The organism is Deinococcus marmoris (genome assembly GCF_001949125.1).
In the GTDB taxonomy this organism is placed as follows: domain Bacteria; phylum Deinococcota; class Deinococci; order Deinococcales; family Deinococcaceae; genus Deinococcus; species Deinococcus marmoris_A.
This window is the reverse complement of the sequence record NZ_MSTI01000036.1, coordinates 1-20,560: the sequence shown is the minus strand read 5'-3', so window position 1 is coordinate 20,560 and position 20,560 is coordinate 1. Positions and strand designations below refer to the sequence as shown.

Below are 20,560 nucleotides of genomic sequence, written 5' to 3'. Positions count from 1 at the left end.
GCCCGCTGGCTATTTCCCCTTGCGGGTCAACTGGTACAGCGTATAGGCGTTGAAGACGGCCAGCACCAGACTGACAATCGCCAGCGGCCAGTTGCTCGTGGTCACGAAACGAATGGTCAGGATGCCCCAGCCACACACCAGCGCCGTGACCAGCCAGACGCGCCAGACGGGAGCGTTCATGCTTGAAACCTCATACCCTCCATCCTAGCGTTCAGGACGCGGGACATGGGTTGTCGGGCAAACTGTCGGGGGCGCGGGCACCACCCGCTCATTTGCCCAGGCTGGAAGCCAGCGCTTCCCGCACCGCCGCCGCCGCATTCAGCGTGCCGCTGCCACAGGTGCGGGCTGGGGCCGGGTCACAGCGCCCGCCGGGAAACGGGGTGGCCGTGCGGGTCAGCAGGGCGCGCAGTTGCGTGGGCGTCAGGCGAGGGCGCGCACTCAGCAGCAGGCTGGCGACTCCGGCCACATGTGGGGCGGCCATGCTGGTGCCGTTCGGGCTGCGTTCGCCCCCCGGCCCACTCAGGCTGCTGACGGGAACGCCGTGGCCCGTCTCGCCCCCCGGCGCGGCGATGGCGACACTGCGGCCCCAGTTGGCGTAATCGGGGCGCGTGCCCTGTTGCGTGGCGCTGGTGACGGTCAGCACGTTGCGGCAGCCCGCAGGCGAGTAGCCGGAGGCATCCGCACCATCGTTGGCCGCCCCCACCACGATCAGCGCGCCCTTTGCATTCACGGCACTGACCGCGTTCTGGATGCGCGCGTCGCAGCCGGTCAGCGGAATGAAGTCCGCGAACAGGCTCAGGTTCAGCACTTTTGCTGGGTTGGGATTGGCAGGCACCCCTGGCACCGCAAGGCCCGCCGCCCAGAGCAGCCCATCGGCCAGGTCCTGCGGATCGATCAGGCCGTCGGTGCCCGCCACGCGCACCTGCACGATGCGCGCCGTGGGGTTGATGCCTGCCATCCCCCGCCCGTCGTGCGCGGCGGCGATGATGTTGGCCACCACCTCGCCATGGTAAGCCAACTGGCCCACCCCGGAGGCGTCTGTATCGCGTCCGTCGCCGTCCCCGGACCGCACGGGGTCATGCACGAAGTCGTAGCCGTTCACCACGCGCCCGGCCAGTTCCGGCGAGTTGACGAACCCCGTGTCCAGCACAGCCACCGTGACCGGAGGTGTTTGCGAGACACCACCCTTTTTCACAATTTCTGGCAGCAGTGCCCACGCCTGCGGCATGCCAATCGTGGTCATGTCCCACTGCCGGGTGAACAGGGGGTCAGCAGGCCGGTAGGCAGCGGGCGGAACTGCAACGGGTTTGGGTGGTGTGAGGATGGATGGAGGCACGACAGGCAATGGCACCAGCGGAGGCGCGGTCTGCGGACGGAGCGGAGTTGCGGGCGCGATTTCCAGAGGCGGCTGGATTGGTGGTGTTTGGGCCGGTGGCATCTGGACTGGGAGCGGCTTGACGACTGGAGGTTTCGGGGCCGGAGGCTTGGGCACGGGTAACGTCTGCCCCGGCGGCAGCGCGGGAATGTTGCCCGGTGTGGCAGCCTGCCCCCCCACACTCAGCAGGGCGGCGCACAGCAGCGGCAACGTCAGAAGGGACAGCTTCACTCGCACAGTCTGCCGCCTGTGCCTGATGCCCGGCTGAGGCGCTGATTCCAATGCGGGCGCTAGCATCCGGTCCATGACTCCAAAATCCCCTTCTGAGCGCCGCGTGGTGGTTCTCACTGGTGCGTCTAGCGGTATCGGGCTGGCGACGGCACGCGAGCTGGCGGCGCGTGGGCACACGCTGGTGCTGGCGGCCCGCCGCGAGGATCAACTGGTCGCGCTGGCCCGCGAACTCGATCCCCGCAGCTCGCGCGTGATCGCCGTGCCTACCGACGTGACCGACGCCGCTTCCCGGCAGGCCCTGATTGACGCCGCGCACACGCACTTCGGGCGCATCGACGTGCTGATCAACAATGCCGGGGTCACGGTAGAGCAGGGCTGGTGGTGGGACGATCCCGATCCGCTGCGCGTGGTGCGAGTGAATCTGGAAGCGCCCATCGAACTGGTGCGGCTGGTGCTGCCAGAAATGCGTTCGCGGGGCAGCGGGCACATCGTCAATATCGGCTCGGTGGCGGGGCGGGCGGCCACCAACGGCATGTACAGCGCCAGCAAATTCGGCATTCGCGGGTTTTCGCTGGGGCTGCGGCGAGAGCTGCTGGGCAGCGGCGTGGACGTCAGCCTAATCTCTCCCGGTTTCGTGAAAAGCGAGATGACCGCTCGCGCCCGCATGCCCATGCCGGGGCCGGAAGTGGTGGCCCGCGCCGTGGCCGGGGTGCTGGAGCGTCCGCGCCGGGAAGTGACCGTGCCGGGGATTTACCGCGCCGTGTCACTGCTGGACAGCCTGCTGCCGGGACTGGCAGACCGCATCGTGCGGCGGGTGGTAATTGCGCGGCGGTACGGGAGCCGCTGAGCGCAACATCACGTTCACCACGAATCCCCGGCGCTTCCTGAGTCTGCGGTTTTCTCACGCACAGGGGAAAAGCAGCCGCCCCAGCAGAAGAAGCATCAAAAAGCCCCTCCAGAGTGGGAGGGGTCAATATTGGATTTCTTCAGTCCTGAGATTCTAGCTTCTCGTCCCGTTCCGCCGCCGCCTTCAGCCGCCCCGCCTCCCGCGCCGCCTGGGTCAGCAGATATTCGATCTGGGCATTGACGCTTCGCAGGTCATCGGCGGCCCAGCGTTCCAGCGCCGCGTACAGTTCGGGGCTGATCCGCAGTGGGTAGTTCTTCCTTGCCATGCGTGCCTCCTGTTGCCAGATGGGGCGCGCTAGAGCATTTGTCCGAATTACAGCATCAGGAAAAGAGACTCCTGACGCTTCCATTCTCCCAAATGCTTAGCGGAATTCACTCACTCCGTTCGGTCAAAAGTGAACGACTCTTTTGACAAATGCTCTAGTAGAGGCTTCCGGCGTTCACGATGGGCTGCGTGCCGCGCTCGCTGGTCAGGACCACCAGCAGGTTGCTGACCATCTGGGCCTTGCGTTCCTCGTCCAGTTCCACGATGTTCTGTTCGGCCAGCTCACGCAGGGCCATCTGCACCATGCCCACCGCGCCCTGCACGATCTGCGCCCTGGCGGCGATGATGGCGCTGGCCTGCTGGCGCTGGAGCATGGCCCCGGCAATTTCCGGCGAGTAGGCCAGATGCGACAGGCGGGCTTCCAGCACCTCAACCCCGGCGTGTCGCAGGCGGGCGGCCAGTTCGCGGCCCAGCGCCTCGGCCACCTCGTCGGCGTTGCCGCGCAGACTCTTACCGCTTTCCTCGTAGTTGTCGTAGGGGTACTGCGAGGCCAGATGACGCAGGGCGGTCTCGGACTGGATGGCGACGAATTCGACGTAATCCTCGACATCGAAGGTGGCCCGCGCCGAATCCACCACACGCCACACGATCACGGCGGCGATCTCAATGGGGTTGCCCGACAGATCGTTGACCTTCAGGCGCTCGGAATTGAAGTTGCGGATTCGCAGCGACACGTTCTTGCGGATCGTCAGCGGATTGGTCCAGTACATGCCGTTGCGCCGCTCGGTGCCCACGTAGCGCCCGAACAGGGTCAGCACCTTGGCCTGGTTGGGCTGCACGATGAAAAACCCGATAACCGCGAACAAGAGCAGCACGCCCAGCCCCACACCCAGCAGGAACTGCCCAGCCACCAGCAGCCACACTGCCGCCGCCACCAGCACCAGCCACAGCAGAAAGATCGGCACGCCCGGCAAGCCGAAAGCGGCACGTTCCACGCTCGCCACGCCATTGCGTGTGGAGATTCCACCTTCCGGTCCAACAACTTCGGGCACTTTATTCAGTTCGCTCATCTCAGCTCCCTCCTCTCAGGGTGATATCACTCTGATACGAGGGTGAGGATGGAAAGTTCCCGGTCAACCTGAGCGCGCAGGCCAGGGCAACACGGGCAGCTTTCCTGCGGCCAGAAACGGCAGAAAAGACGGGGCCATTCAGCACCCCGTCTCCCCTGTTTCCATCTCTAGCGTCCGGTCTGTTGCAGCGTCCGCTTGAGCAGCGTGACCTTCACGTCCACACTCTTCTTGTTGCGCCACACGCGCAGGTTGACGGTCTGGCCGGGGCGTTTGGCGGCCACCAGCCGGGTCACGTCAAAGGAATTGGTCACGCGCACGCCGTCCACCGCCACGATGATGTCGCCCAGCGGGGCCAGCAACTGATCGCTGCTGTTGCGCAGGCTGCCGCGCAGGCCCGCGCGGGCGGCGGCGCTTCCGGCAGGTACGTCCATGACCAGTGCACCCTCGGAACTGGACAGGCCCGCGAGCTGGCGCAGGGCCGGGGGCAGGGTGTCCAGATTGACCAGCGTGGCCCCCAGCGTGCCGCGCTGCGGAACCCCGATCTTTTCCAGATCGTCCAGACTCTGCTTGACGATGTCGCCGGGAATGGCAATGCCGATCACGCCGGGAACCAGATTGTTGGGCGCGGCGTTGGCGTCGGCCACGCCCACCACCAGCCCGCGCGAATCCAGGATCGGGCCGCCGCTGTTGCCCTGCTGGATGCTGGCAGTGGTCATCAGGTACTCGCCGATCTCGCCGCCCAGATTGTCGTTGCGCGGCACATTGTCCGCGCTGGCCATCACGCTGAAGATGCCGGTGCTGACAAAGTTGGGAATCTTGAGGGGCGTGCCCATCGCGGTCAGCTTCTGCCCCGGAATCAGGCGGGCGCTGCTGCCGAAGCCCAGGGTTTTGGGCGCAGTCACGCCGGTCACACGCAGAATGGCGATGTCGATGCCCGGATCGACGCCCTCGATCTTGGCCGAGACCTTGCGCCCGTTGTACAGCGTGACGCTCAGCGAGTCCTGAAACTCGATGACGTGGTAATTGGTCACGATCAGGTCTTTCTTGTAGAAAAAGCCGGTGCCGGTCTCGATGGGATCATCGCCGGGCTGCAACTGATCGCGCTGAAGGCGGTTGTCGATCCGCACCACCGCTTGCAGGGCGTTCTGCGTGACCTCCACGGTGTTGATCTCATCCGGCGTGACCAGGGCGCGCTGGGCACTGACCCGGCCCGAGACATACGCGCCCGCCACCGCCGCGCTCAGCAGCAGCGCCGCTCCCAGAACGCGCGCGGCGTTCACCCCTCGCCGCCGCCCTTGCTTTCGCTCTTGCCGCCGCTCTCGGCCTTGGGCGCAGGCTTGCTCTCGCTGCCACCGCCCTCGGACTTCTCGCGGGGGCGCGAGTCGTTGGCGTAAAAGCCGCTGCCTTTAAAGGCGATGCTGGGCCGCGCCAGCACGCGCTTGACCGGCACGCCGCTGTCGGGATGCGCGGTGTAGGCGTCGTCGCGCATGCTCTGGCGCAACTCGTAGATTTCTCCGGTGTCGATGTTCTTGTACAGGTAGGTGGGCATGGGCAGAGGTTCCTTGGGGCAGAGGTGGGCGAGATCGGGGGATCAGGATTGCGCGGGGGGCGTTGCTCCTGCGCGCACAGGCTAGCAGGCCCAGGTTGACAGCAGGCACAGACTTACAGACACAGCCTAGCAAGCACAGCCGGGGACAAACGGGCGGCTGTCTCACTGCCGTCTGGCTTACCCCCGACGCCCACCCCCCCCAGCGTCATCTGAGCAACTTGCTCAGCAGAGGCAGCGGGTGGGTGTTATGATCTGGCGGCAAACCCTTCTCATGCCGGGGGACTTTGCACCAACAGGGCAGCGCAAGGCCCACCCGCACAGTCTGGGTGGGAAACGAGGTGGAGGTCAGCGAGTTTTCTGCGGATGCCTCCAGGTGTGGGCGACACCTACCCGCCGCGTCTCCGTCAGAAGAGGTGCGGGAAGTCCAGCGATAAACCCCAGCGGCAACGCGGGAATAAGGCCGGACCCGTCACAAAAAATCAAATAGGCATTCCCGTCTTTTTATGCGAAGGAGGCGGGCAGGAGTCCTTATGTGCGGAATCGTGGGTTATATCGGCGGGCGTCAGGCCCAGGAAGTCTTAATTTCGGGCCTCTCCAAGCTGGAATATCGGGGCTATGACAGCGCGGGCGTGGCGATTGGCGACGGCGCGTGCATTGCCGTAAAGAAGAAGGCGGGCAAGCTGGCCAACCTGGAAGCGGAACTGGAAGGCCGCCCATTGACGGGCACGCTGGGCATCGGGCACACGCGCTGGGCCACCCACGGGCTGCCCAACGACACCAACGCGCACCCGCACGCCACCGAGGACGGCAAGATCGTCATCATCCACAACGGCATCATCGAGAATTACCTGAAGCTGAAAGAGGCCCTGATGTCGCGCGGCCACGAGTTCAAGAGCGAGACCGACTCCGAGGTGCTGGCCCACCTGATCGAGGAAGCCTACAGCGGCGACCTGTACGAGGCAGTTCGCACGGCGCTGGGACAGGTGCGCGGCGCATACGGCATCGTGGTCACGCATGTGGATCACCGTGAGATCGTCGCGGCCCGAACGGTCAGCCCGCTCGTGATGGGCGTCGGCGAGGGCGAGATGTTCCTGGCCTCCGACGTGCCCGCACTGCTGGCCTACACCCGCAACATGGTCTTCCTGCACGACGGCGACATGGTGGTCATGAACGACGACGGCTTCCGCATCACTGACCTGGACGGCAACGAGCAACAGCGCGAGATCGAACACATCGACTGGGACGCCGAGGCCGCCGAGAAGGGCGGGTACGATACCTACATGCTCAAGGAAATCTACGAGCAGCCCACCGCCCTGACCAACACCCTGATTGGCCGCCTGCACGACGATACCGGTGAAGTCAATCTGGACATCAACCTCGATCCCAGCAGCTTCAAACGCATCAGCATCATCGCCTGCGGCACGGCCTTTTACGCCGGGCTGGTGGGCGAGTACCTGATCGAGCAATTGGCGCGCATTCCGGTGGAGGTGGACGTGGCCAGCGAGTACCGCTACCGCAACCCGCTGGTGTCCGAGAACACGCTGGCGATTGTGGTCAGTCAGTCGGGCGAGACGATTGACACGCTCGAAGCTTTGCGCGAGGCCAAGAAACACGGCGCGAAAACGCTGGGTGTGATCAACGCCAAGGGCAGCAGCATGACCCGCGAGCTGGACGACACGCTGTACATCCACGCCGGGCCGGAAATTGGCGTCGCCAGCACCAAGGCGTACACCTCGATGGTCAGCGCCTTCGTGATGCTGGCGCTGTGGCTGGGCCGGACGCGCGGCACGTTAAGCGAGGAGCAGGGCGCGGAATTGCTCAAGGCCACCCGCGAGTTGCCCCGTCTGGTGGAGGAAGCGCTGGCCCCCGAGCGCGTGGAGGCGATCAAGGTCGTGGCCGAGAAGTACGCCCACGCCCGCGATTACCTGTTCCTGGGGCGCGGCGTCAACAGCCCCACCGCCTACGAGGGCGCGCTGAAGCTCAAGGAAATCAGCTACATCCACGCCGAGGCGTATGCGGCAGGCGAGATGAAGCACGGGCCGATTGCGCTGATCGATTCCAACCTCCCCGTGGCCGTGATCGCCACTGAGAGCCGCCTGCTGGAAAAGACCATCAGCAACGTGCAGGAAGTGCGCGCCCGCGCGGGCAAAGTCATCCTGTTCCTCAGTGACGGCGACACCGAGAACGCCCGCCACGGCGACGACGTGATCTACGTGCCGCGCGCCCACGAGATGGTCAGCCCGGTGGTCAATGCAGTGGCGATGCAACTGCTGGCCTACTTCACGGCCACGGCGCTGGGTAAGGACGTGGACAAGCCGAGGAACCTGGCGAAGAGTGTGACGGTGGAATAGTCTGAAAATTTGGTCAGGAAGATAAAGGAGATGGAGTGGCTTCGCAGAACGGTACGGGGCCACTTCGTCCTGCGGGCAGTCAGAGAAGCAGAGGTCTGACTCAGCGTGGGCCAGAGGTCTAGCGGCGTCGTCATTTTCACTCCGGTTCAGGACGTATGCCCGAGTGGAACTGTGCCAGTCTCAGATGCCCAGTAAAATTCATTCACTTCGTCCAGCCAGCATTGAACACCTTTTCCAGCAAATGCCCTAGAGAAGAAACAGCGCCTAGAGCATTTGTCGGAATAATTGTTGAACTGGGCGAAGCTGAGGCGTTCCGAAGAGCGTACCCAAACACTTCAGCTTCACTCAGGACGGTGCATCTTTTCTGTCAAATGCTCTAAAAGCGCACAGGCTCCGCAGACCATTGACGCCGCAGCCGCTCCCAGCGCCCGGTGTTCAGGCTCACGTCTCCCGGCAACATCACCCCCGCCTCAGCACGCGTGCCCTCCCGCACATCGGGCCTGCGCCGCAGCGCCAGTTCGTAGACGCTCTTGCGCTGGGTGGCGATGTGCAGCACCCTGTTCTCGATTTCCAGGGAATGGCGCACCGCCAGCCCAATCATCGGCGCGATGATGTCCACGTAATCCTGCCCGGTGAACACGTCGCTGTAGGCCACCGGATACTGGAATTCGCGTGGGCGAAAGCTGGTGCGGAGGATCAGATGGCGCTGTGCGGCGCGGGCGGCTTCCTCGGCCACCAGCTTGCTCAGGGCGTAGAAATTGACAACGGGGCCGGGCGTATCGTCCTCGTGATAATTGCCCCTGTCGCCGCTGAACACATAATCGGTACTGATCTGGACCAACTTCGCGCCCACTGTGTTGGCCGAGTGCGCCATGTTGCGGGTGCCCTCCACATTCACAGCCCAGCAGCGTTCGCGGTTCTTCTCCGCGCCACCCACGTCGGTATACGCCGCCGCGTGGACGATCACGTCGGGACGTTCGCGGCGTACCACGTCCATGACCTGCACGCCGTCGGTGATGTCCAGTTCCGCAGACGTGGGGGCCAGGGTCTCGGCTCCCAGCCCCGGCAACAAGGCGCGCAGTTCGGTGCCCAGCCGGCCCCCACCACCGGTCAGCAGCACTTTCATCCCCGGTCCTCGGCCCATAGTTCAGCCCCGAAGTGATCCCAGGGCAGGCGGCCCTCGTTGGGATCATCCGCATCGAACTGCGCGTCCATCGTGTACAGCAACGTCGCGCCGTCTGGCCCGGCCCCATAGCCGTGGGCCACACCGCTGGGGATATGCACCAGCATGGGCTGCTCGCCGCTGAGGACCAGCCTGCGCCTGACGCCTGTGGTGGAACTGTTAACCCGGCAGTCCACCAGCCACACCACCAGTTGCCCGCCCAGCACACACCAGATTTCGTTCTGCTCGGCCCTGACGTGAATATGAAAGGCATTGACCCGGCCCGCTGCGGCCCACGACACGCTGATCTGGCGCGGCGTCAGGAGGCCGGGCAGGCCCTGAACACCCGATTCACCCACGCGCAGGTATTCCATGAACGCGCCGTTCTCACTGCGGTTTTTCTTCAGGGCCTGGACCCACACGCCGTCAATCTGCGGGGCGGCAGGATAAGTCTCGAAGGTCAGGGCTTCCAGAACGGACGTGACCAGCGGAATGGCCAGCTCGGGACGGTCAGGCAGGTCGATCATGGGCGGCTCCGTGTTTCCTGGGCGAGCTTGAGAAGGTACTGACCATAGCGGTTCCTGGCGAGTTTGTGGGCCTGTTCAAGCAGTGCCCCGGTGCTGATCCAGCCCGATCTCCAGGCGATTTCCTCGGGCGCGGCCACCTTGAGGCCCTGGCGGTGTTCGATGGTCTGGATAAACAGGCTGGCCTCCAGCATGCTCTCGTGCGTGCCCGTGTCCAGCCACGCGAAGCCCCTCCGCATCATTCGTACCTCCAGCAGCCCCTCTTGCAAATAGAGGTTGTTAATGTCCGTGATTTCCAGCTCACCGCGCGCCGAGGGCCGGATGCGCCGCGCCAGTTCCGTGACCCGCTCATCGTAAAAGTACAGGCCGGTCACGGCGAAGTCGGATTTGGGATGCGCGGGCTTTTCCTCAATGGACAGGGCACGGCCCAAGGCGTCGAAGTCCACCACACCGTAGCGCTCTGGATCACTGACCTGATAGGCGAACACCGTGGCCCCCTCGGCCTTCTGGCTGGCCAAGGTCATCAGGTCCGACAGGTCATTGCCGTAGAAAATGTTGTCACCCAGAATCAGCGCGCTGTCATGGCCCCGCACGAAGTCTTCCCCGATCAGGAATGCCTGGGCAAGCCCACCGGGTTCAGGCTGCACGGCATACTCCAGGCTCAGCCCCCACTGCGAGCCGTCGCCCAGGAGCTGCTTGAAGCGTGGGGTGTCCTCGGGCGTGGAAATAATCAGAATTTCGCGGATGCCGCCCAGCATCAGGGTGGTCAGCGGGTAATAGATCATCGGCTTGTCGTAGATGGGCAGCAGTTGCTTGCTGACCGCCAGCGTCGCCGGATACAGCCGCGTGCCACTGCCCCCGGCCAGAATGATCCCCCGACGACTGGACATAGGAACAGTCACGATGGCGTTCCAGCCAGTCGCTCGGCATACTGCTTTTCGTAGTACTCGCGGAACTCGCCGCTGCGGATCGGCTCCCACCAGGCCTGATTCTCGGCATACCACTTCGCCGCCTCAGCGACAGCTTCCTTCGGATCGTATTTTGGCTGCCAGCCCAGGGCCTTCAATTTGTCCACGTTCATGCTGTAGCGGCGATCATGGCCAGGGCGGTCCGTGACATGTCGGACCAGCGAATGATCTTTACCCAGCGTGTCCAGCACGATGTCTACCATCTCCAGATTGGTCATCTCGCGCCCGGTGCCGACGTTGTACACCTCGCCGATCTGGCCGTGCAGTAGCACGGTCTCGATGCCGGTGCAATGGTCATGGACGTGGGCGTAGTCACGCATCTGCAACCCGTCGCCGTAGACCGGGATGGCCTCGCCCAGAATGGCGTTGGTGGCAAACAGGGGCACGGCTTTTTCGGGATACTGATAGGCGCCAACGTTGTTGGCCCCGCGCGTGATGGTCACCGGCAGGTCATAGGTGATGGCATACGCCTGGACCAGTTGATCGGCAGCGGCCTTGCTGGCGGCGTAGGGGCTACGCGGGGCAAGTTCATCTGTTTCCACACTTTGATGATCATCACGGATGTGCCCGTAGACCTCGTCGGTGCTGATGTGATGTAGGCGGATGCCCAGTTGGCGGGCCACTTCCAGCAGGACATGCGTGCCACGCACGTTGGTATCGGTGAAGACCAGCGGTCCCAGGATCGACTGATCCACATGGGTTTCAGCAGCAAAATTGACGATCAGATCAATCTGGTTTTCCTTGCAGGCCCGGCGTAACGCGTCCATGTCACCAATGTCGGCCACCACCAGCGAGAGATTGGGACTATCCCAGAGATCGGCCAGGTTTTCACGGCGGCCCGCGTAGGTCAGTTTGTCGTACACCACCACGCGGCTTTCAGGATGCTGGCCCAGCCAGTAGCGCACGAAGTTGCTGCCGATAAACCCGCAGCCACCCGTGACCAGAAGCCTTTTGGGAAAATTGTCAGTTGTCATGCTTCCGAGAGTAAGGCCAGAACCGCCCGTTCGGGGGGCTAGGCCCAGCTTCCCATACACCCGCATGCCTGGACCAGCCCCGCCGTGTTTTGTTTGAACCAGTATAGATCGGGGGGCAGAGAGCCGTCCACTCTTTGCCCCCCATCCCAGGCCCCGCTCTATTGCAGGCTTTTCACATACATGTGGATCGCCTCCACCTGCTCGTCGGTGGCCGTCTCGCCGCCGAAGCCCGACTCGGCGAAGCGCGGCATGACCGGAGCCAGGGCGCGGCCCCCCGGAGCCTGACCGTGCAACACCGCTGCGGCAAATTCGGCGGGCGTCCAGGCGGCGGTCACGCCCAGCGCCGGGCCGATGCCGCCCACCGCATTCGCGCCGTGGCAGCCCACGCAATTGCTGGCGTACAGCGACTGGCCGTTCACCGGGGCGCTGGCGACTGACGCCGTCATCTCACCCGCACCCGCACCGCCGGACATGCCCATTCCGGTGTTGAAGGAGGTAAAGGCGATCACGCCCGCCAGCACCACGAACACCACGGCGGCGGTAATCTCGCGGCCTGAAAATCCGCGCTCGTTGCTGATCTCGCTCATCTGTCTGTCCTCAACAGCAGTGCTTCTAACATCAGTACAGCCTCCAGCCGGGAACGAGTTCAGCGTTGGCGAACAGGCGGGCGATCACCGGGCCGTACATCAGCAGCACCAGCAGCAGCGCCACGCCCCACAGCGCCAGCAGCGGCTCGGTGAAGCGCACCAGCGCACTGGCCCCGGCCAGATTCTGTCCGGCGGGGCTGATCACCTCGCTGTAGGGAATCGGGGAGGTGACCTCACCGTCATCCACGCGCTTGGACAGCAGCATGCGGAACAGCACGTAGAAATACATCACGGCGCTGACCAGCAGGATCACGCCGCTGATAGCCGTCAGCATCTGCGGAATCTGGATGGGCATGTCGCGGTACACGCTCTGGGCGGTGGCGCTGATCAGGGCGCGGCGCGGCACGCCGACCAGCCCCTCCCAGTGCATCCCCAACGCAAAGACCATCATGCCGATAAACCACGTCCAGACCGCTGCCGAGGCGAGGCGGACACTGGGCATGCGCTTGCCGGTCAGGTGCGGGATCAGCCACAGCGAGATGCCCATGAAGGTCAGGGTGGTGGCCGTGCCCACGGTGATGTGGAAGTGGCCGGGAATCCAGGCGGTGTTGTGGATGACGGGCGCGAAGGTGGAACTGGCGTTGACGATGCCCCCTGCCCCGCCCAGGATGAACGAGACCATCGCCAGCACCGGGGCGCTGAAGGTGGGCTTGCCCCAGGGCAGCTTCAGCATCCAGCCAAACAATCCGCGCCCACCCCGCGCCCGTGCCGCGTCTTCCAGCGAGGCGGCCACGCTGAAGGCGGTCAGCAGACTGGGAATGGCGATCAGGAAGGTCAGGAACATGTGCATGGTCTTCCAGGTGGCCGAGATGTTGGGGTCCGCGTACTGGTGGTGCAGCCCGACGGGCGTGGAGTTCAGCAGGAACATCACGAAGGTCAGCCGGACCAGCGGCTCGGAGACGATCCGGCCCCCGGCGTGGTTGGGCAGGAAGGCATACCACGCGATGTAGGCGGGCAGCACCCAGAAGTACACGATGGCGTGCCCGGTCCACCAGAACAGCGTCTTGGAGATCAGCGGGTCCACTCCGGCCACCCAGCCCAGCGACCAGGGAATCAGCAGGAACACGACTTCAATGACCAGACCCAGCGAGGCCACGGCCCACATCATCCAGGTGGCGACGGACATGAAGGCCACCAGCGGGGTCACGCGGCCCGGATTGGCGCGTTTCCAGCGCATCCACATCTGCACGACCTGCCCCACCACCAGCAGGCTCGATCCCACCATGACCGCCGCGCCGATGTAGAACACCGGGCTGCCTTCCATCGGAGGGTAAAAGGTGTACAGCAGCGTGGCGTTGTTGGTCAGCAGCGGCACGGCGGCGGTCAGCAATCCCACCGTCATCAGGATGTACGTGAACCACGCAAACTTCATGTTGATCCGCATCCCCAGATCGCGCGCGGGCAGGTACAACAGGAAGCCGCTGATGAAAAATTGCGTGAACACCAGCGCATTCAGGACGCCGTGCAGGCTCAGGCCCTGGTAATACGATTTGAGCAGCCCCTTGATGATGGGCGTGTCATAGACGTTGATGCCGCCGTAGTTCAGCGCCTGGAGCGGCCCGATCAGCACGCCGATAAACAGAGCCAGAAACGCGGTGACGATGTAATACTGCGTGACTTTCTTGAGGCTCGCCAGATACGCCGCGTCCGAGATGACAGGCGTTTCGCGCGCGGCGTGAGGCGAATAAATCGGAGATGTGGTCACAAAGAATGCTCCTTCGGAAGGTTGCGGGAAACGCTGAACAGAGGGTCTTTTCTCAGACCCCTGGACCCTTGACCCTTAGACCCGCTCACGGCTCCTGAACCTCGACCTTCACGCCGTTGATCATGTTGTGGTGCCCGGTCCCGCAGTACTCGTTGCAGATCACGTTGAGGGTGCCGGGGCGGCGAAAGGTGGTGGTGAAGCTGGACACCTGCCCTGGAATGGCGGTGGTGTTGATGTTGGTGCCTTCAATGAAATAGCCGTGCAGCACGTCCGCCGAGGTGACGTGGATGGTGATGGGTTTGCCGACGGGCACTTTCAGCACGGCAGGCTCGAACTGGAAGGCTCTGGCCACCACGAAGGCTTCATACGTGCCGTCGGCGTTCTGGCGCAGGCCGGGGGTGGCAAACGGCGTGGCCGCGAAGTTCTTGGGGTTCAGCCGCCCGTTCTTGACGCCCGTGATGTGATGGCCGCCCTCCCCAGTCAAGGACGGATAGGTGCCGCTGAAAAAGCTGGCCAGCACGGTCACGAACAGAAAGAGCGCCATGACGGTGGCGATGCCGAACCAGATGTTCTCGTACTTTTCCAGCGTGTGGTGGTCCAGCCGCTGATTCACCGGACGTGGGCCGGCTGGACGCGGAGCCGACACCTAGGCCCGCCCCTGCTGAATGCCCAGCACCAGCATCCACAGCCAGATGATCGACAGGACCACCACCGCCACCACGACCAGCGTGCCGATGGGGGCCGGGCCGCGCGTTTCCGGCTCCTGTGGGGGCAGGGCTTCTTCACGGACCTGGATTTTCACGACTTCGGGGCTTTCGCGGGTCATGGTCTGGCCTCAGTGCCGTTTTGACTTTCGGACGGGCGGGCATAGTCGCGCAGCACGTCGCTGACGGTCAGCAGGCCCACCACGGTCCCCGCGTCGTCGATGACGGGCAAGGCCCCCACACGGTGGTGCAGCAGGGTATAGGCGGCGTCGCGGGCGTCCGCGTCGGGCGTGGTGGTCAGCACGCTGCGGCGCATCACGTCCTGCACGCTCACGGCGGCCAGACGGGTGGTGGCCTCCCACGGCGAGAGGCTGCTGACCTTGCTGGGCAGGGCCTCGCGCAGATCGCGGTCTGTGACGATGCCCACCAGCCGGGACCCGTCCACCACCGGAAGGCGGCGAATCCCGCGCGATTTCATCAGGTGCGCCGCGTCGGGCAAAGGCAGCGAGGGCGGCGCGACGACGACTGGGGCGCTCATTAACTCATGGACCAGCATGTTGTTCCTCCATGCCCGCAAGAGTGAGGGAGCAGCATTACGGAGGCATTACGGCGCGGCCAGCACGGCAAACATGTGGGCGGAAACCATGCTCAGGCCCAGTGCTTCGCCTCCCGCAGAACGCCCACCCGTGCTTTACTTCCCCCATGCAACTCGTGGATTCGCTGGAGCGCCCCGACCTCTCGCTGACCTTCGCCGGGACGGGCGCGGACTGGACTGGCAAGAACTGGCCCGAACGCCTGACCCGTGGCCTGGAGGCGGGCGAGGTGCGACTGATCTCGCGCGGCGAGAATGGGGATACGGCCCTTGCTCTGGCCCCCGCAGACGCGCAGGACGCCCGCGAACTGGGCGCGGCCCTGGCGAAACTGGCGCGCGAATTGAAAGCCGAGACGGTGAAGGTGACCGCGACGGACCACGCCGCCGCGCTGGCTTCCGCGACGCTGGCCGCAGGCTGGGAGGACCGCCGGTACAAGGGTGGGGACGATCAGAAAGACGAGGTTCAGCTTCAGGTGGAGGGGCTGGACGCCGCTGCCCTGGCGCGCATCCGGGGCATGGCGGCAGGCGTGACCTTCGCCCGCGAACTGGTCAGCGCCCCCGCCAACCACCTGAATCCGGCGACGATGGCGCGCGAGGCGCAGAAGCTTTCCGGGCATGGCGTCGAGGTAGAGGTCTGGGACGGCGGTGGCATCGAGGCACGGGGCATGGGCCTGCTGGCAGCGGTGGCGGCGGGCAGCGTGACGGGGCCACGCCTGATTCGCCTGACCCTGCCCGCGCAGGGGAAAGCCACCCGGATTATCGCGCTGGTGGGCAAGGGCATCACCTTCGACACCGGGGGTTACAGCCTCAAGTCGGGCGCGGGCATGTACGGCATGAAGAACGACATGGGCGGTGCGGGCGCAGTGCTGGGGGCCATCCGCGCCCTGGCCGAATTGCGCGCCAGCATCCCGGACGGCACCGAGGTCCGCGCCTACGTGGCCGCCGCCGAGAACATGGTGGGGCCGCACGCGATGCGCCCCGGCGACGTGTACCGCGCCGCCAACGGCAAAACGGTGGAAGTGACCAACACCGACGCCGAGGGCCGTCTGGTGCTGGCCGACGCCCTGGCTGTGGCCTGCGACGAGGGCGCAACCGAGGTTGTCGATCTGGCGACGCTGACTGGCGTGAAGGTGGCCGCGCTGGGCAATGACATGGCCGCGCTGTTCAGCTCTGACCGTGCGTTGGCGGCCCGCTTACAGGCAGGTGCGGAGGCCGCCGGGGAACTGCTGTGGGAGCTGCCGCTGCACCAGCCGTATCTGAAGTCGTACCGCAAGAACACCATCGCGGACCTGAAGAACAGCGACATGGTCCCCGCCGGGGGCAGCATCAAGGCCGCGCTGTTCCTCCAGCAGTTCGTGACCCGTCCGTGGGCGCATCTGGACATCGCCGGAAACGCCGCGAAGGAAGACGTGGCGACGGGGTGGGGCGTGGGAACGCTAGTGGAATACGTGCTGGCGGGCGAGAGCCAGGATTGACGGCCACGCCGCCGCTGACGCCGGAGCTGATCGAGCGGCTTGAAGCGGCCATTCGCCAGAAGGGCTGGGACGCATTGCGACGGGCCTCCAAATTGCAGGGGAATCCGCACGGCGTCACCCTGTACGGGCGAGGCGGCTTGTGGGCCTCATTAGTGCGCGCCTTGCCGGAACTGCCCTGGTACAACACGGTCTCCGGGCTGACCCAGGACACGTTGACTGAGCTGGACGAGGTGCTGTCCGTGTATCAGTCTGAACGGATTGCCCCTCGCCTCAGTGTCTGGGCAACGCACCTGACGCCGACTCTGGGAGCCGCGCTGTTTGACAGGGGATTTACGCCCGTCGGCGTGGGCGCGACGCTTTACGCGGCGGCAGAGGCTCCACCGCCCCGCACGTTCGCTGGCGTAGAAGTGCGCGAATTGAAACTGGGCGAGGACACCGCGACGTTCAATGCTGTGCTGCTGGCAGGCTACGGCTTCACCGATCCGGTCCAGAGGGCGCTGGCGATTCTTGAAAACGAGGGGGCAGGGGTGCGCCGCTTTCTGGCCTGCGTAGACGGGCAACCCGCTGCTGCTGCCCTGAGCGTTCAGAACGGCGTGGCTTACCTTGCTGGGGCCGCCACCCTGCCCGAATTCCGTGGGCGGGGTTTACAGGCCGCCCTGATCCACTGCCGCCTGAATAACGCGGCGCAGTCCTGCGAACTGGTTACAGTCACGACGGCTTTTGCTTCAGGCAGCCAGCGCAATCTGGAGCGGTACGGTTTCCGGGTGGCCCAGCTCAAGACTTTCTGGAGCGAACGCCAGAGCTTGCCGTAATTCGGGCCGATACATCACATCGCCGAATCCAGCTTGCCCCGCAGCAGCAGTTGCATGCGCTGGCCCAGCCGTTTGTAGGCCGGGGGCGAGTGGCGTTTGCCGAAGTCGCGGGCGGCTTCCTCGCTGCCCACGTCATGGCCGTACTTCTGGGTCAGAAAATAACGGTGGTCCATCGTCCACAGGTACAGGTCCGCCTCGGTGCGGCCCGGAAAACGGAACATGACGTGGTGCAGGTCCAGATTGTCCACGATTCGCAGGTACAGGCGCTCGTACCAACTGACCACCGCCTCCTCCCAGGTCACGGGCGGCAGTCCGGCGCGCTCCGGCTTGCGGTCCAGAAAATACTGACGGGTGCGGATGTGTTCCAGCAGCTTGTCGTACCGGCCCGCCGTGGTGAACAGGATCTCGCGGTGGCCAGGCACCAGCACATCCAGATTGGTGGCCCGCAAAAACTGCGCGTACTCCCCCTTGATGATCAGATCCACCAGGGTGTCGCTTTCCTCCGGCGGCACGGTCACGCTCAGCTCGATCACATGCGCGTCGATGTATGCCTGTCCCTGACGGCGGGCCACCGAGACGCGGTGGTTACCATCCTTGACGAAGTACAGCTCGCCCACCTTGTAGACCTGGATGGGCGGCAGTTCCTTGCCCTGGAGCTGCGCGCTGCGGATGCCGATCCAGCGCTCGTCCAGGTGCTTTTCCTTGGGCAGATAGTGGCGATCAAATTCGCGGTAGCGGTCCACCGAGCCGATGATGTGGGCCACCTCGATGGCCTGCACCCCCAGGCTGTGTTCGCCCAGCGGGGCCAGATGCTTGACCCACTCGAAGGGCAGCAGCTCGTTGGGCTGGCGGCGCAGAATAGCGACCAGATCACGGACATCGCTCATCAATCGGGCGCGTTCCACCTCACCGCGCGCCGTACTACGGGTCGTGGCCGGGGCCTGCTGTGAACTGGATTCTGGTGGGAACATAGGGCTGGCACTCTCCTGGCGCGGGTGCGCGAGTGGCCGGGGCCTTGAACCGAAGGGGAATAGAGGAACCCCGAAACGTACCCGCAGGATACCGCAGCCAGGGCCAGAGCGATATGGGCAGAATCGGAGGCACCCACCAGGGGATGCTTCCGGGTACCGCCTCCAGACGGATTCCCCGGTGACGCGCTAGAATAGGTGCATGACCGTTCTCCTTCCGCCGCCCTAGCGAGAGTCGAGGACGCCCAGTTCTACCCCCTTCTCAGAACGAGCGGTGCTGTTTTACAAAGCCCCCGCAGGAGCCACCCATGACCACCACCGAACCTAATCTGACGGAGACCCAGGCTGCCGCACCACAGGCCGCCGAGGTCCACAATGCCGCACTGGACGCCGAAATTGCCCGCCGCCGGACGTTTGCCATCATCTCTCACCCGGACGCCGGGAAAACCACGATTACCGAGAAGCTGCTGCTGTATGGCGGCGCGATTCTGGAAGCGGGTTCGGTGACGGCCAAGGAAGGCCGCGCCCACACCAAGTCCGACTGGATGAGCATTGAGCAGCAACGTGGAATTTCCATTTCCAGCTCAGCGCTGACCTTTGAATACGAGGGGCGGCACATCAACCTGCTGGACACCCCCGGTCACCAGGACTTTTCCGAGGACACCTACCGCACCCTGACCGCCGCTGACAGCGCCCTGATGGTGCTGGACGCGGCGCGTGGCGTGCAGATCCAGACCGAGAAACTGTTCGCGGTGTGCCGCAACCGCCACACGCCGATCCTGACCTTCGTGAACAAAATGGACCGTCCGGCACTGGATCCCTTTGATCTGCTCCAGCAACTGGAAAATGTCCTCCAGATCACGGCGGTGCCGCTGACGTGGCCCATCGGGGACGGCCCGGATTTCAAGGGCGTCTATGACCTCCAGACTGGGCAGGTGCTGGCCTTCGAGCGCACTTCCGGCGGCAAGCACCGCGCCCCGATGCAGACGGCGGGCCTGGACGATCCGCGCCTGATCGGGCTGGTGGGCGCTGATCTGGCTGCCAAACTCAAGGAAGATGTGGAGCTGATCGAGGCCGCCATGCCCGAATTTGATGCGGCGGGCTTTCTGTCGGGCGAGCTGACCCCGGTGTTCTTCGGCAGTGCCATGAACAACTTTGGCGTGGAACACTTCCTGAGCAATTTCGTGGAGTTGGCCCCCCCGCCCGGCCCCACCGAGACGACGCTGGGCGAGCGCGACCCCGAAGCGCCGTTTGCCGGATTCATCTTCAAGTTGCAGGCCAACATGAGCAAGCACCACCGGGACCGCACAGCCTTCATGCGCGTGATGAGCGGCCATTTTGTGCGCGGCATGGACGTGACGCACACCCGCAGCGGGCGCAAGCTGCGGCTTTCTCAGGCGCACACGCTGTTTGCCCAGGACCGTGAGAAGGTGGAAGAGGCGTTTCCCGGCGACATCGTGGGACTGGTCAACCCCGGTGTGTTTCAGATTGGGGATGTGATCAGTCTGGACGCGAAAGTCGCGCTGCCCAGCTTCCCACGCTTCACGCCCGAAACCTTTGCCACGCTGGCCCTCAAGGACGTGGGCAAGCGCAAGGCGTTCATGAAGGGCCTGACCCAACTGGCCGAGGAAGGCGTCGTGCAGACCTTCTTCCCCACCGACGGCGCGCGTGACCCGTATCTGGGCGCAGTCGGCCCCCTGCAATTTGAGGTCTTCCAGGCCCGCTTGCAGGAGGAATACGGCGTGGATGTGGAAATGAACATCACGGGTTATCAGCTCGTGCGCTGGCTGGCCGGGGACGCCAGCAGTGTGGCCCGCTTTGCCCGCCATGTGGAGGACGATCAGGGCCGCCCGGTGATGCTGTTCCGCAGCAAGTACGATCTGGAGTACACCGCCGAGCAACACCCTGAGATTGAGTTCCTGCCGCTGCCGAAGGATCTGACGCGGGTTTAAGTGGGCTGTGGGAACAGATGGTAGAAGGCTGGAATCATGACCGACATGGGTTCTTCATGACCACGGTGCTGAGCAGGCGCAGCACGCTCCACACCGTGTCCGTGATCCCGATGGCCATTGCTGGCGTCCGTTGCGCATATTGACGACGCCCCACCGGTTCATTCAACTTGACTCGCAGGCTCCGGTTCACCCGACAGAAGTTATAGATCCCATTGACCAGATCACTGACCGTCTGACGGACGTGGGGAAGCCTCGCAAACGCGAGGCTTCTGCGGACTTGGTGCGGATTCATACGCCGGGCCGTCCCGTTGTGCCGTTCCACTGCCGAGG

The 20,560-nt window shown here is 64.5% G+C and carries 21 protein-coding genes and 1 pseudogene; 5 read left to right on the top strand and 17 right to left on the bottom strand.

Annotated features, from left to right (window positions below; translation table 11 throughout):
- Positions 1 to 9: 9 nt before the first annotated feature.
- Positions 10 to 180, bottom strand: a complete 171-nt coding sequence (locus BOO71_RS27645; RefSeq protein ID WP_175607371.1) for a hypothetical protein — start codon at positions 178 to 180, stop codon at positions 10 to 12.
- Between the two features lie 88 nt (positions 181 to 268).
- Positions 269 to 1,606, bottom strand: a complete 1,338-nt coding sequence (locus BOO71_RS05250) for a S8 family serine peptidase (RefSeq protein ID WP_254843034.1) — start codon at positions 1,604 to 1,606, stop codon at positions 269 to 271.
- 73 nt (positions 1,607 to 1,679) lie between these two features.
- Between BOO71_RS05250 and BOO71_RS05245 the strand changes: the two genes are divergently transcribed.
- Complete coding sequence (locus BOO71_RS05245) at positions 1,680 to 2,453, top strand: SDR family NAD(P)-dependent oxidoreductase (protein WP_075830910.1); 774 nt, start codon at positions 1,680 to 1,682, stop codon at positions 2,451 to 2,453.
- A gap of 139 nt (positions 2,454 to 2,592) precedes the next feature.
- Here the strand turns inward: BOO71_RS05245 and BOO71_RS05240 are convergent, their stop codons facing one another.
- The 4 genes from BOO71_RS05240 to BOO71_RS05225 form a co-directional block, all read right to left on the bottom strand.
- Positions 2,593 to 2,778, bottom strand: a complete 186-nt coding sequence (locus BOO71_RS05240; RefSeq protein ID WP_075830909.1) for a hypothetical protein — start codon at positions 2,776 to 2,778, stop codon at positions 2,593 to 2,595.
- Positions 2,779 to 2,932: 154 nt separating this feature from the next.
- A complete protein-coding gene (locus tag BOO71_RS05235) occupies positions 2,933 to 3,847 on the bottom strand; it encodes an SPFH domain-containing protein (protein ID WP_083653032.1) in 915 nt (304 codons plus the stop codon).
- Positions 3,848 to 4,014: 167 nt separating this feature from the next.
- Complete coding sequence (locus tag BOO71_RS05230) at positions 4,015 to 5,127, bottom strand: S1C family serine protease (RefSeq protein ID WP_075830908.1); 1,113 nt, start codon at positions 5,125 to 5,127, stop codon at positions 4,015 to 4,017.
- The gene (locus BOO71_RS05225; RefSeq protein WP_075830907.1) at positions 5,124 to 5,396 is read right to left on the bottom strand and encodes an FmdB family zinc ribbon protein; all 273 of its coding nucleotides are present in this window, start codon (positions 5,394 to 5,396) and stop codon (positions 5,124 to 5,126) included. The genes BOO71_RS05230 and BOO71_RS05225 overlap by 4 nt, the downstream gene beginning before the upstream one ends.
- Before the next feature lie 530 nt (positions 5,397 to 5,926).
- Here BOO71_RS05225 and glmS point away from each other — a divergent pair.
- Positions 5,927 to 7,747, top strand: coding sequence for a glutamine--fructose-6-phosphate transaminase (isomerizing) (glmS, locus tag BOO71_RS05220; RefSeq protein ID WP_075830906.1), 1,821 nt, complete (start codon positions 5,927 to 5,929; stop codon positions 7,745 to 7,747).
- A gap of 376 nt (positions 7,748 to 8,123) precedes the next feature.
- Here the strand turns inward: glmS and BOO71_RS05215 are convergent, their stop codons facing one another.
- The 9 genes from BOO71_RS05215 to BOO71_RS05175 form a co-directional block, all read right to left on the bottom strand.
- Complete coding sequence (locus BOO71_RS05215) at positions 8,124 to 8,873, bottom strand: SDR family oxidoreductase (protein ID WP_139322759.1); 750 nt, start codon at positions 8,871 to 8,873, stop codon at positions 8,124 to 8,126.
- Positions 8,870 to 9,436, bottom strand: a complete 567-nt coding sequence (locus tag BOO71_RS05210; RefSeq protein WP_075830904.1) for a dTDP-4-dehydrorhamnose 3,5-epimerase family protein — start codon at positions 9,434 to 9,436, stop codon at positions 8,870 to 8,872. Before BOO71_RS05210 ends, BOO71_RS05215 begins: the two co-directional genes overlap by 4 nt.
- Positions 9,433 to 10,335, bottom strand: a complete 903-nt coding sequence (gene rfbA, locus BOO71_RS05205) for a glucose-1-phosphate thymidylyltransferase RfbA (RefSeq protein WP_439823017.1) — start codon at positions 10,333 to 10,335, stop codon at positions 9,433 to 9,435. Before rfbA ends, BOO71_RS05210 begins: the two co-directional genes overlap by 4 nt.
- Positions 10,332 to 11,375 (bottom strand): dTDP-glucose 4,6-dehydratase, encoded by a 1,044-nt coding sequence (rfbB, locus tag BOO71_RS05200; RefSeq protein WP_075830902.1) that lies wholly within the window; start codon positions 11,373 to 11,375, stop codon positions 10,332 to 10,334. Before rfbB ends, rfbA begins: the two co-directional genes overlap by 4 nt.
- A 158-nt stretch (positions 11,376 to 11,533) precedes the next feature.
- Entirely contained in the window at positions 11,534 to 11,962 is a 429-nt protein-coding gene (locus BOO71_RS05195; RefSeq protein ID WP_254843033.1) for a c-type cytochrome, read from the bottom strand.
- A gap of 31 nt (positions 11,963 to 11,993) precedes the next feature.
- A complete protein-coding gene (locus BOO71_RS05190) occupies positions 11,994 to 13,727 on the bottom strand; it encodes a b(o/a)3-type cytochrome-c oxidase subunit 1 (protein ID WP_083653028.1) in 1,734 nt (577 codons plus the stop codon).
- 85 nt (positions 13,728 to 13,812) lie between these two features.
- Positions 13,813 to 14,373 carry a cytochrome c oxidase subunit II gene (locus BOO71_RS05185; RefSeq protein WP_254843032.1) on the bottom strand — a complete coding sequence of 187 codons (561 nt, stop codon included), beginning with the start codon at positions 14,371 to 14,373 and terminating at the stop codon, positions 13,813 to 13,815.
- Positions 14,374 to 14,553 carry a hypothetical protein gene (locus BOO71_RS05180; RefSeq protein ID WP_051654967.1) on the bottom strand — a complete coding sequence of 60 codons (180 nt, stop codon included), beginning with the start codon at positions 14,551 to 14,553 and terminating at the stop codon, positions 14,374 to 14,376.
- Positions 14,550 to 14,987 (bottom strand): CBS domain-containing protein, encoded by a 438-nt coding sequence (locus BOO71_RS05175; protein ID WP_075830901.1) that lies wholly within the window; start codon positions 14,985 to 14,987, stop codon positions 14,550 to 14,552. Before BOO71_RS05175 ends, BOO71_RS05180 begins: the two co-directional genes overlap by 4 nt.
- 146 nt (positions 14,988 to 15,133) lie before the next feature.
- Here BOO71_RS05175 and BOO71_RS05170 point away from each other — a divergent pair, with 146 nt between their 5' ends.
- Both BOO71_RS05170 and BOO71_RS05165 read left to right on the top strand, forming a co-directional pair.
- Entirely contained in the window at positions 15,134 to 16,498 is a 1,365-nt protein-coding gene (locus tag BOO71_RS05170; RefSeq protein WP_075830900.1) for a M17 family metallopeptidase, read from the top strand.
- Positions 16,495 to 17,310, top strand: coding sequence for a GNAT family N-acetyltransferase (locus BOO71_RS05165; RefSeq protein ID WP_075830899.1), 816 nt, complete (start codon positions 16,495 to 16,497; stop codon positions 17,308 to 17,310). Before BOO71_RS05170 ends, BOO71_RS05165 begins: the two co-directional genes overlap by 4 nt.
- 14 nt (positions 17,311 to 17,324) lie before the next feature.
- Here the strand turns inward: BOO71_RS05165 and BOO71_RS05160 are convergent, their stop codons facing one another.
- Positions 17,325 to 18,281, bottom strand: coding sequence for a transcriptional regulator (locus tag BOO71_RS05160; protein WP_075830898.1), 957 nt, complete (start codon positions 18,279 to 18,281; stop codon positions 17,325 to 17,327).
- A 305-nt stretch (positions 18,282 to 18,586) separates the two neighbouring features.
- Here BOO71_RS05160 and BOO71_RS05155 point away from each other — a divergent pair, with 305 nt between their 5' ends.
- The gene (locus tag BOO71_RS05155; RefSeq protein ID WP_254843031.1) at positions 18,587 to 20,230 is read left to right on the top strand and encodes a peptide chain release factor 3; all 1,644 of its coding nucleotides are present in this window, start codon (positions 18,587 to 18,589) and stop codon (positions 20,228 to 20,230) included.
- Between the two features lie 34 nt (positions 20,231 to 20,264).
- Here BOO71_RS05155 and BOO71_RS26770 read toward each other — a convergent pair.
- Positions 20,265 to 20,560, bottom strand: a pseudogene (locus tag BOO71_RS26770) (IS1 family transposase); the annotation flags it as partial.

Excerpts from the sequence above, each read along its gene's own strand:
- BOO71_RS05215 (WP_139322759.1), bottom strand. The coding sequence starts at position 8,873 with ATGAAAGTGCTGCTGACCGGTGGTGGGGGCCGGCTGGGCACCGAACTG.
- BOO71_RS05225 (WP_075830907.1), bottom strand. The coding sequence starts at position 5,396 with ATGCCCACCTACCTGTACAAGAACATCGACACCGGAGAAATCTACGAG.
- glmS (WP_075830906.1), top strand. The coding sequence starts at position 5,927 with ATGTGCGGAATCGTGGGTTATATCGGCGGGCGTCAGGCCCAGGAAGTC.
- BOO71_RS05210 (WP_075830904.1), bottom strand. The coding sequence starts at position 9,436 with ATGATCGACCTGCCTGACCGTCCCGAGCTGGCCATTCCGCTGGTCACG.
- BOO71_RS05240 (WP_075830909.1), bottom strand. The coding sequence starts at position 2,778 with ATGGCAAGGAAGAACTACCCACTGCGGATCAGCCCCGAACTGTACGCG.
- BOO71_RS05175 (WP_075830901.1), bottom strand. The coding sequence starts at position 14,987 with ATGCTGGTCCATGAGTTAATGAGCGCCCCAGTCGTCGTCGCGCCGCCC.
- BOO71_RS05180 (WP_051654967.1), bottom strand. The coding sequence starts at position 14,553 with ATGACCCGCGAAAGCCCCGAAGTCGTGAAAATCCAGGTCCGTGAAGAA.
- BOO71_RS05160 (WP_075830898.1), bottom strand. The coding sequence starts at position 18,281 with ATGTTCCCACCAGAATCCAGTTCACAGCAGGCCCCGGCCACGACCCGT.
- rfbB (WP_075830902.1), bottom strand. The coding sequence starts at position 11,375 with ATGACAACTGACAATTTTCCCAAAAGGCTTCTGGTCACGGGTGGCTGC.
- BOO71_RS05170 (WP_075830900.1), top strand. The coding sequence starts at position 15,134 with ATGCAACTCGTGGATTCGCTGGAGCGCCCCGACCTCTCGCTGACCTTC.
- BOO71_RS05245 (WP_075830910.1), top strand. The coding sequence starts at position 1,680 with ATGACTCCAAAATCCCCTTCTGAGCGCCGCGTGGTGGTTCTCACTGGT.
- BOO71_RS05235 (WP_083653032.1), bottom strand. The coding sequence starts at position 3,847 with ATGAGCGAACTGAATAAAGTGCCCGAAGTTGTTGGACCGGAAGGTGGA.
- BOO71_RS05155 (WP_254843031.1), top strand. The coding sequence starts at position 18,587 with ATGACCACCACCGAACCTAATCTGACGGAGACCCAGGCTGCCGCACCA.
- BOO71_RS27645 (WP_175607371.1), bottom strand. The coding sequence starts at position 180 with ATGAACGCTCCCGTCTGGCGCGTCTGGCTGGTCACGGCGCTGGTGTGT.
- BOO71_RS05195 (WP_254843033.1), bottom strand. The coding sequence starts at position 11,962 with ATGAGCGAGATCAGCAACGAGCGCGGATTTTCAGGCCGCGAGATTACC.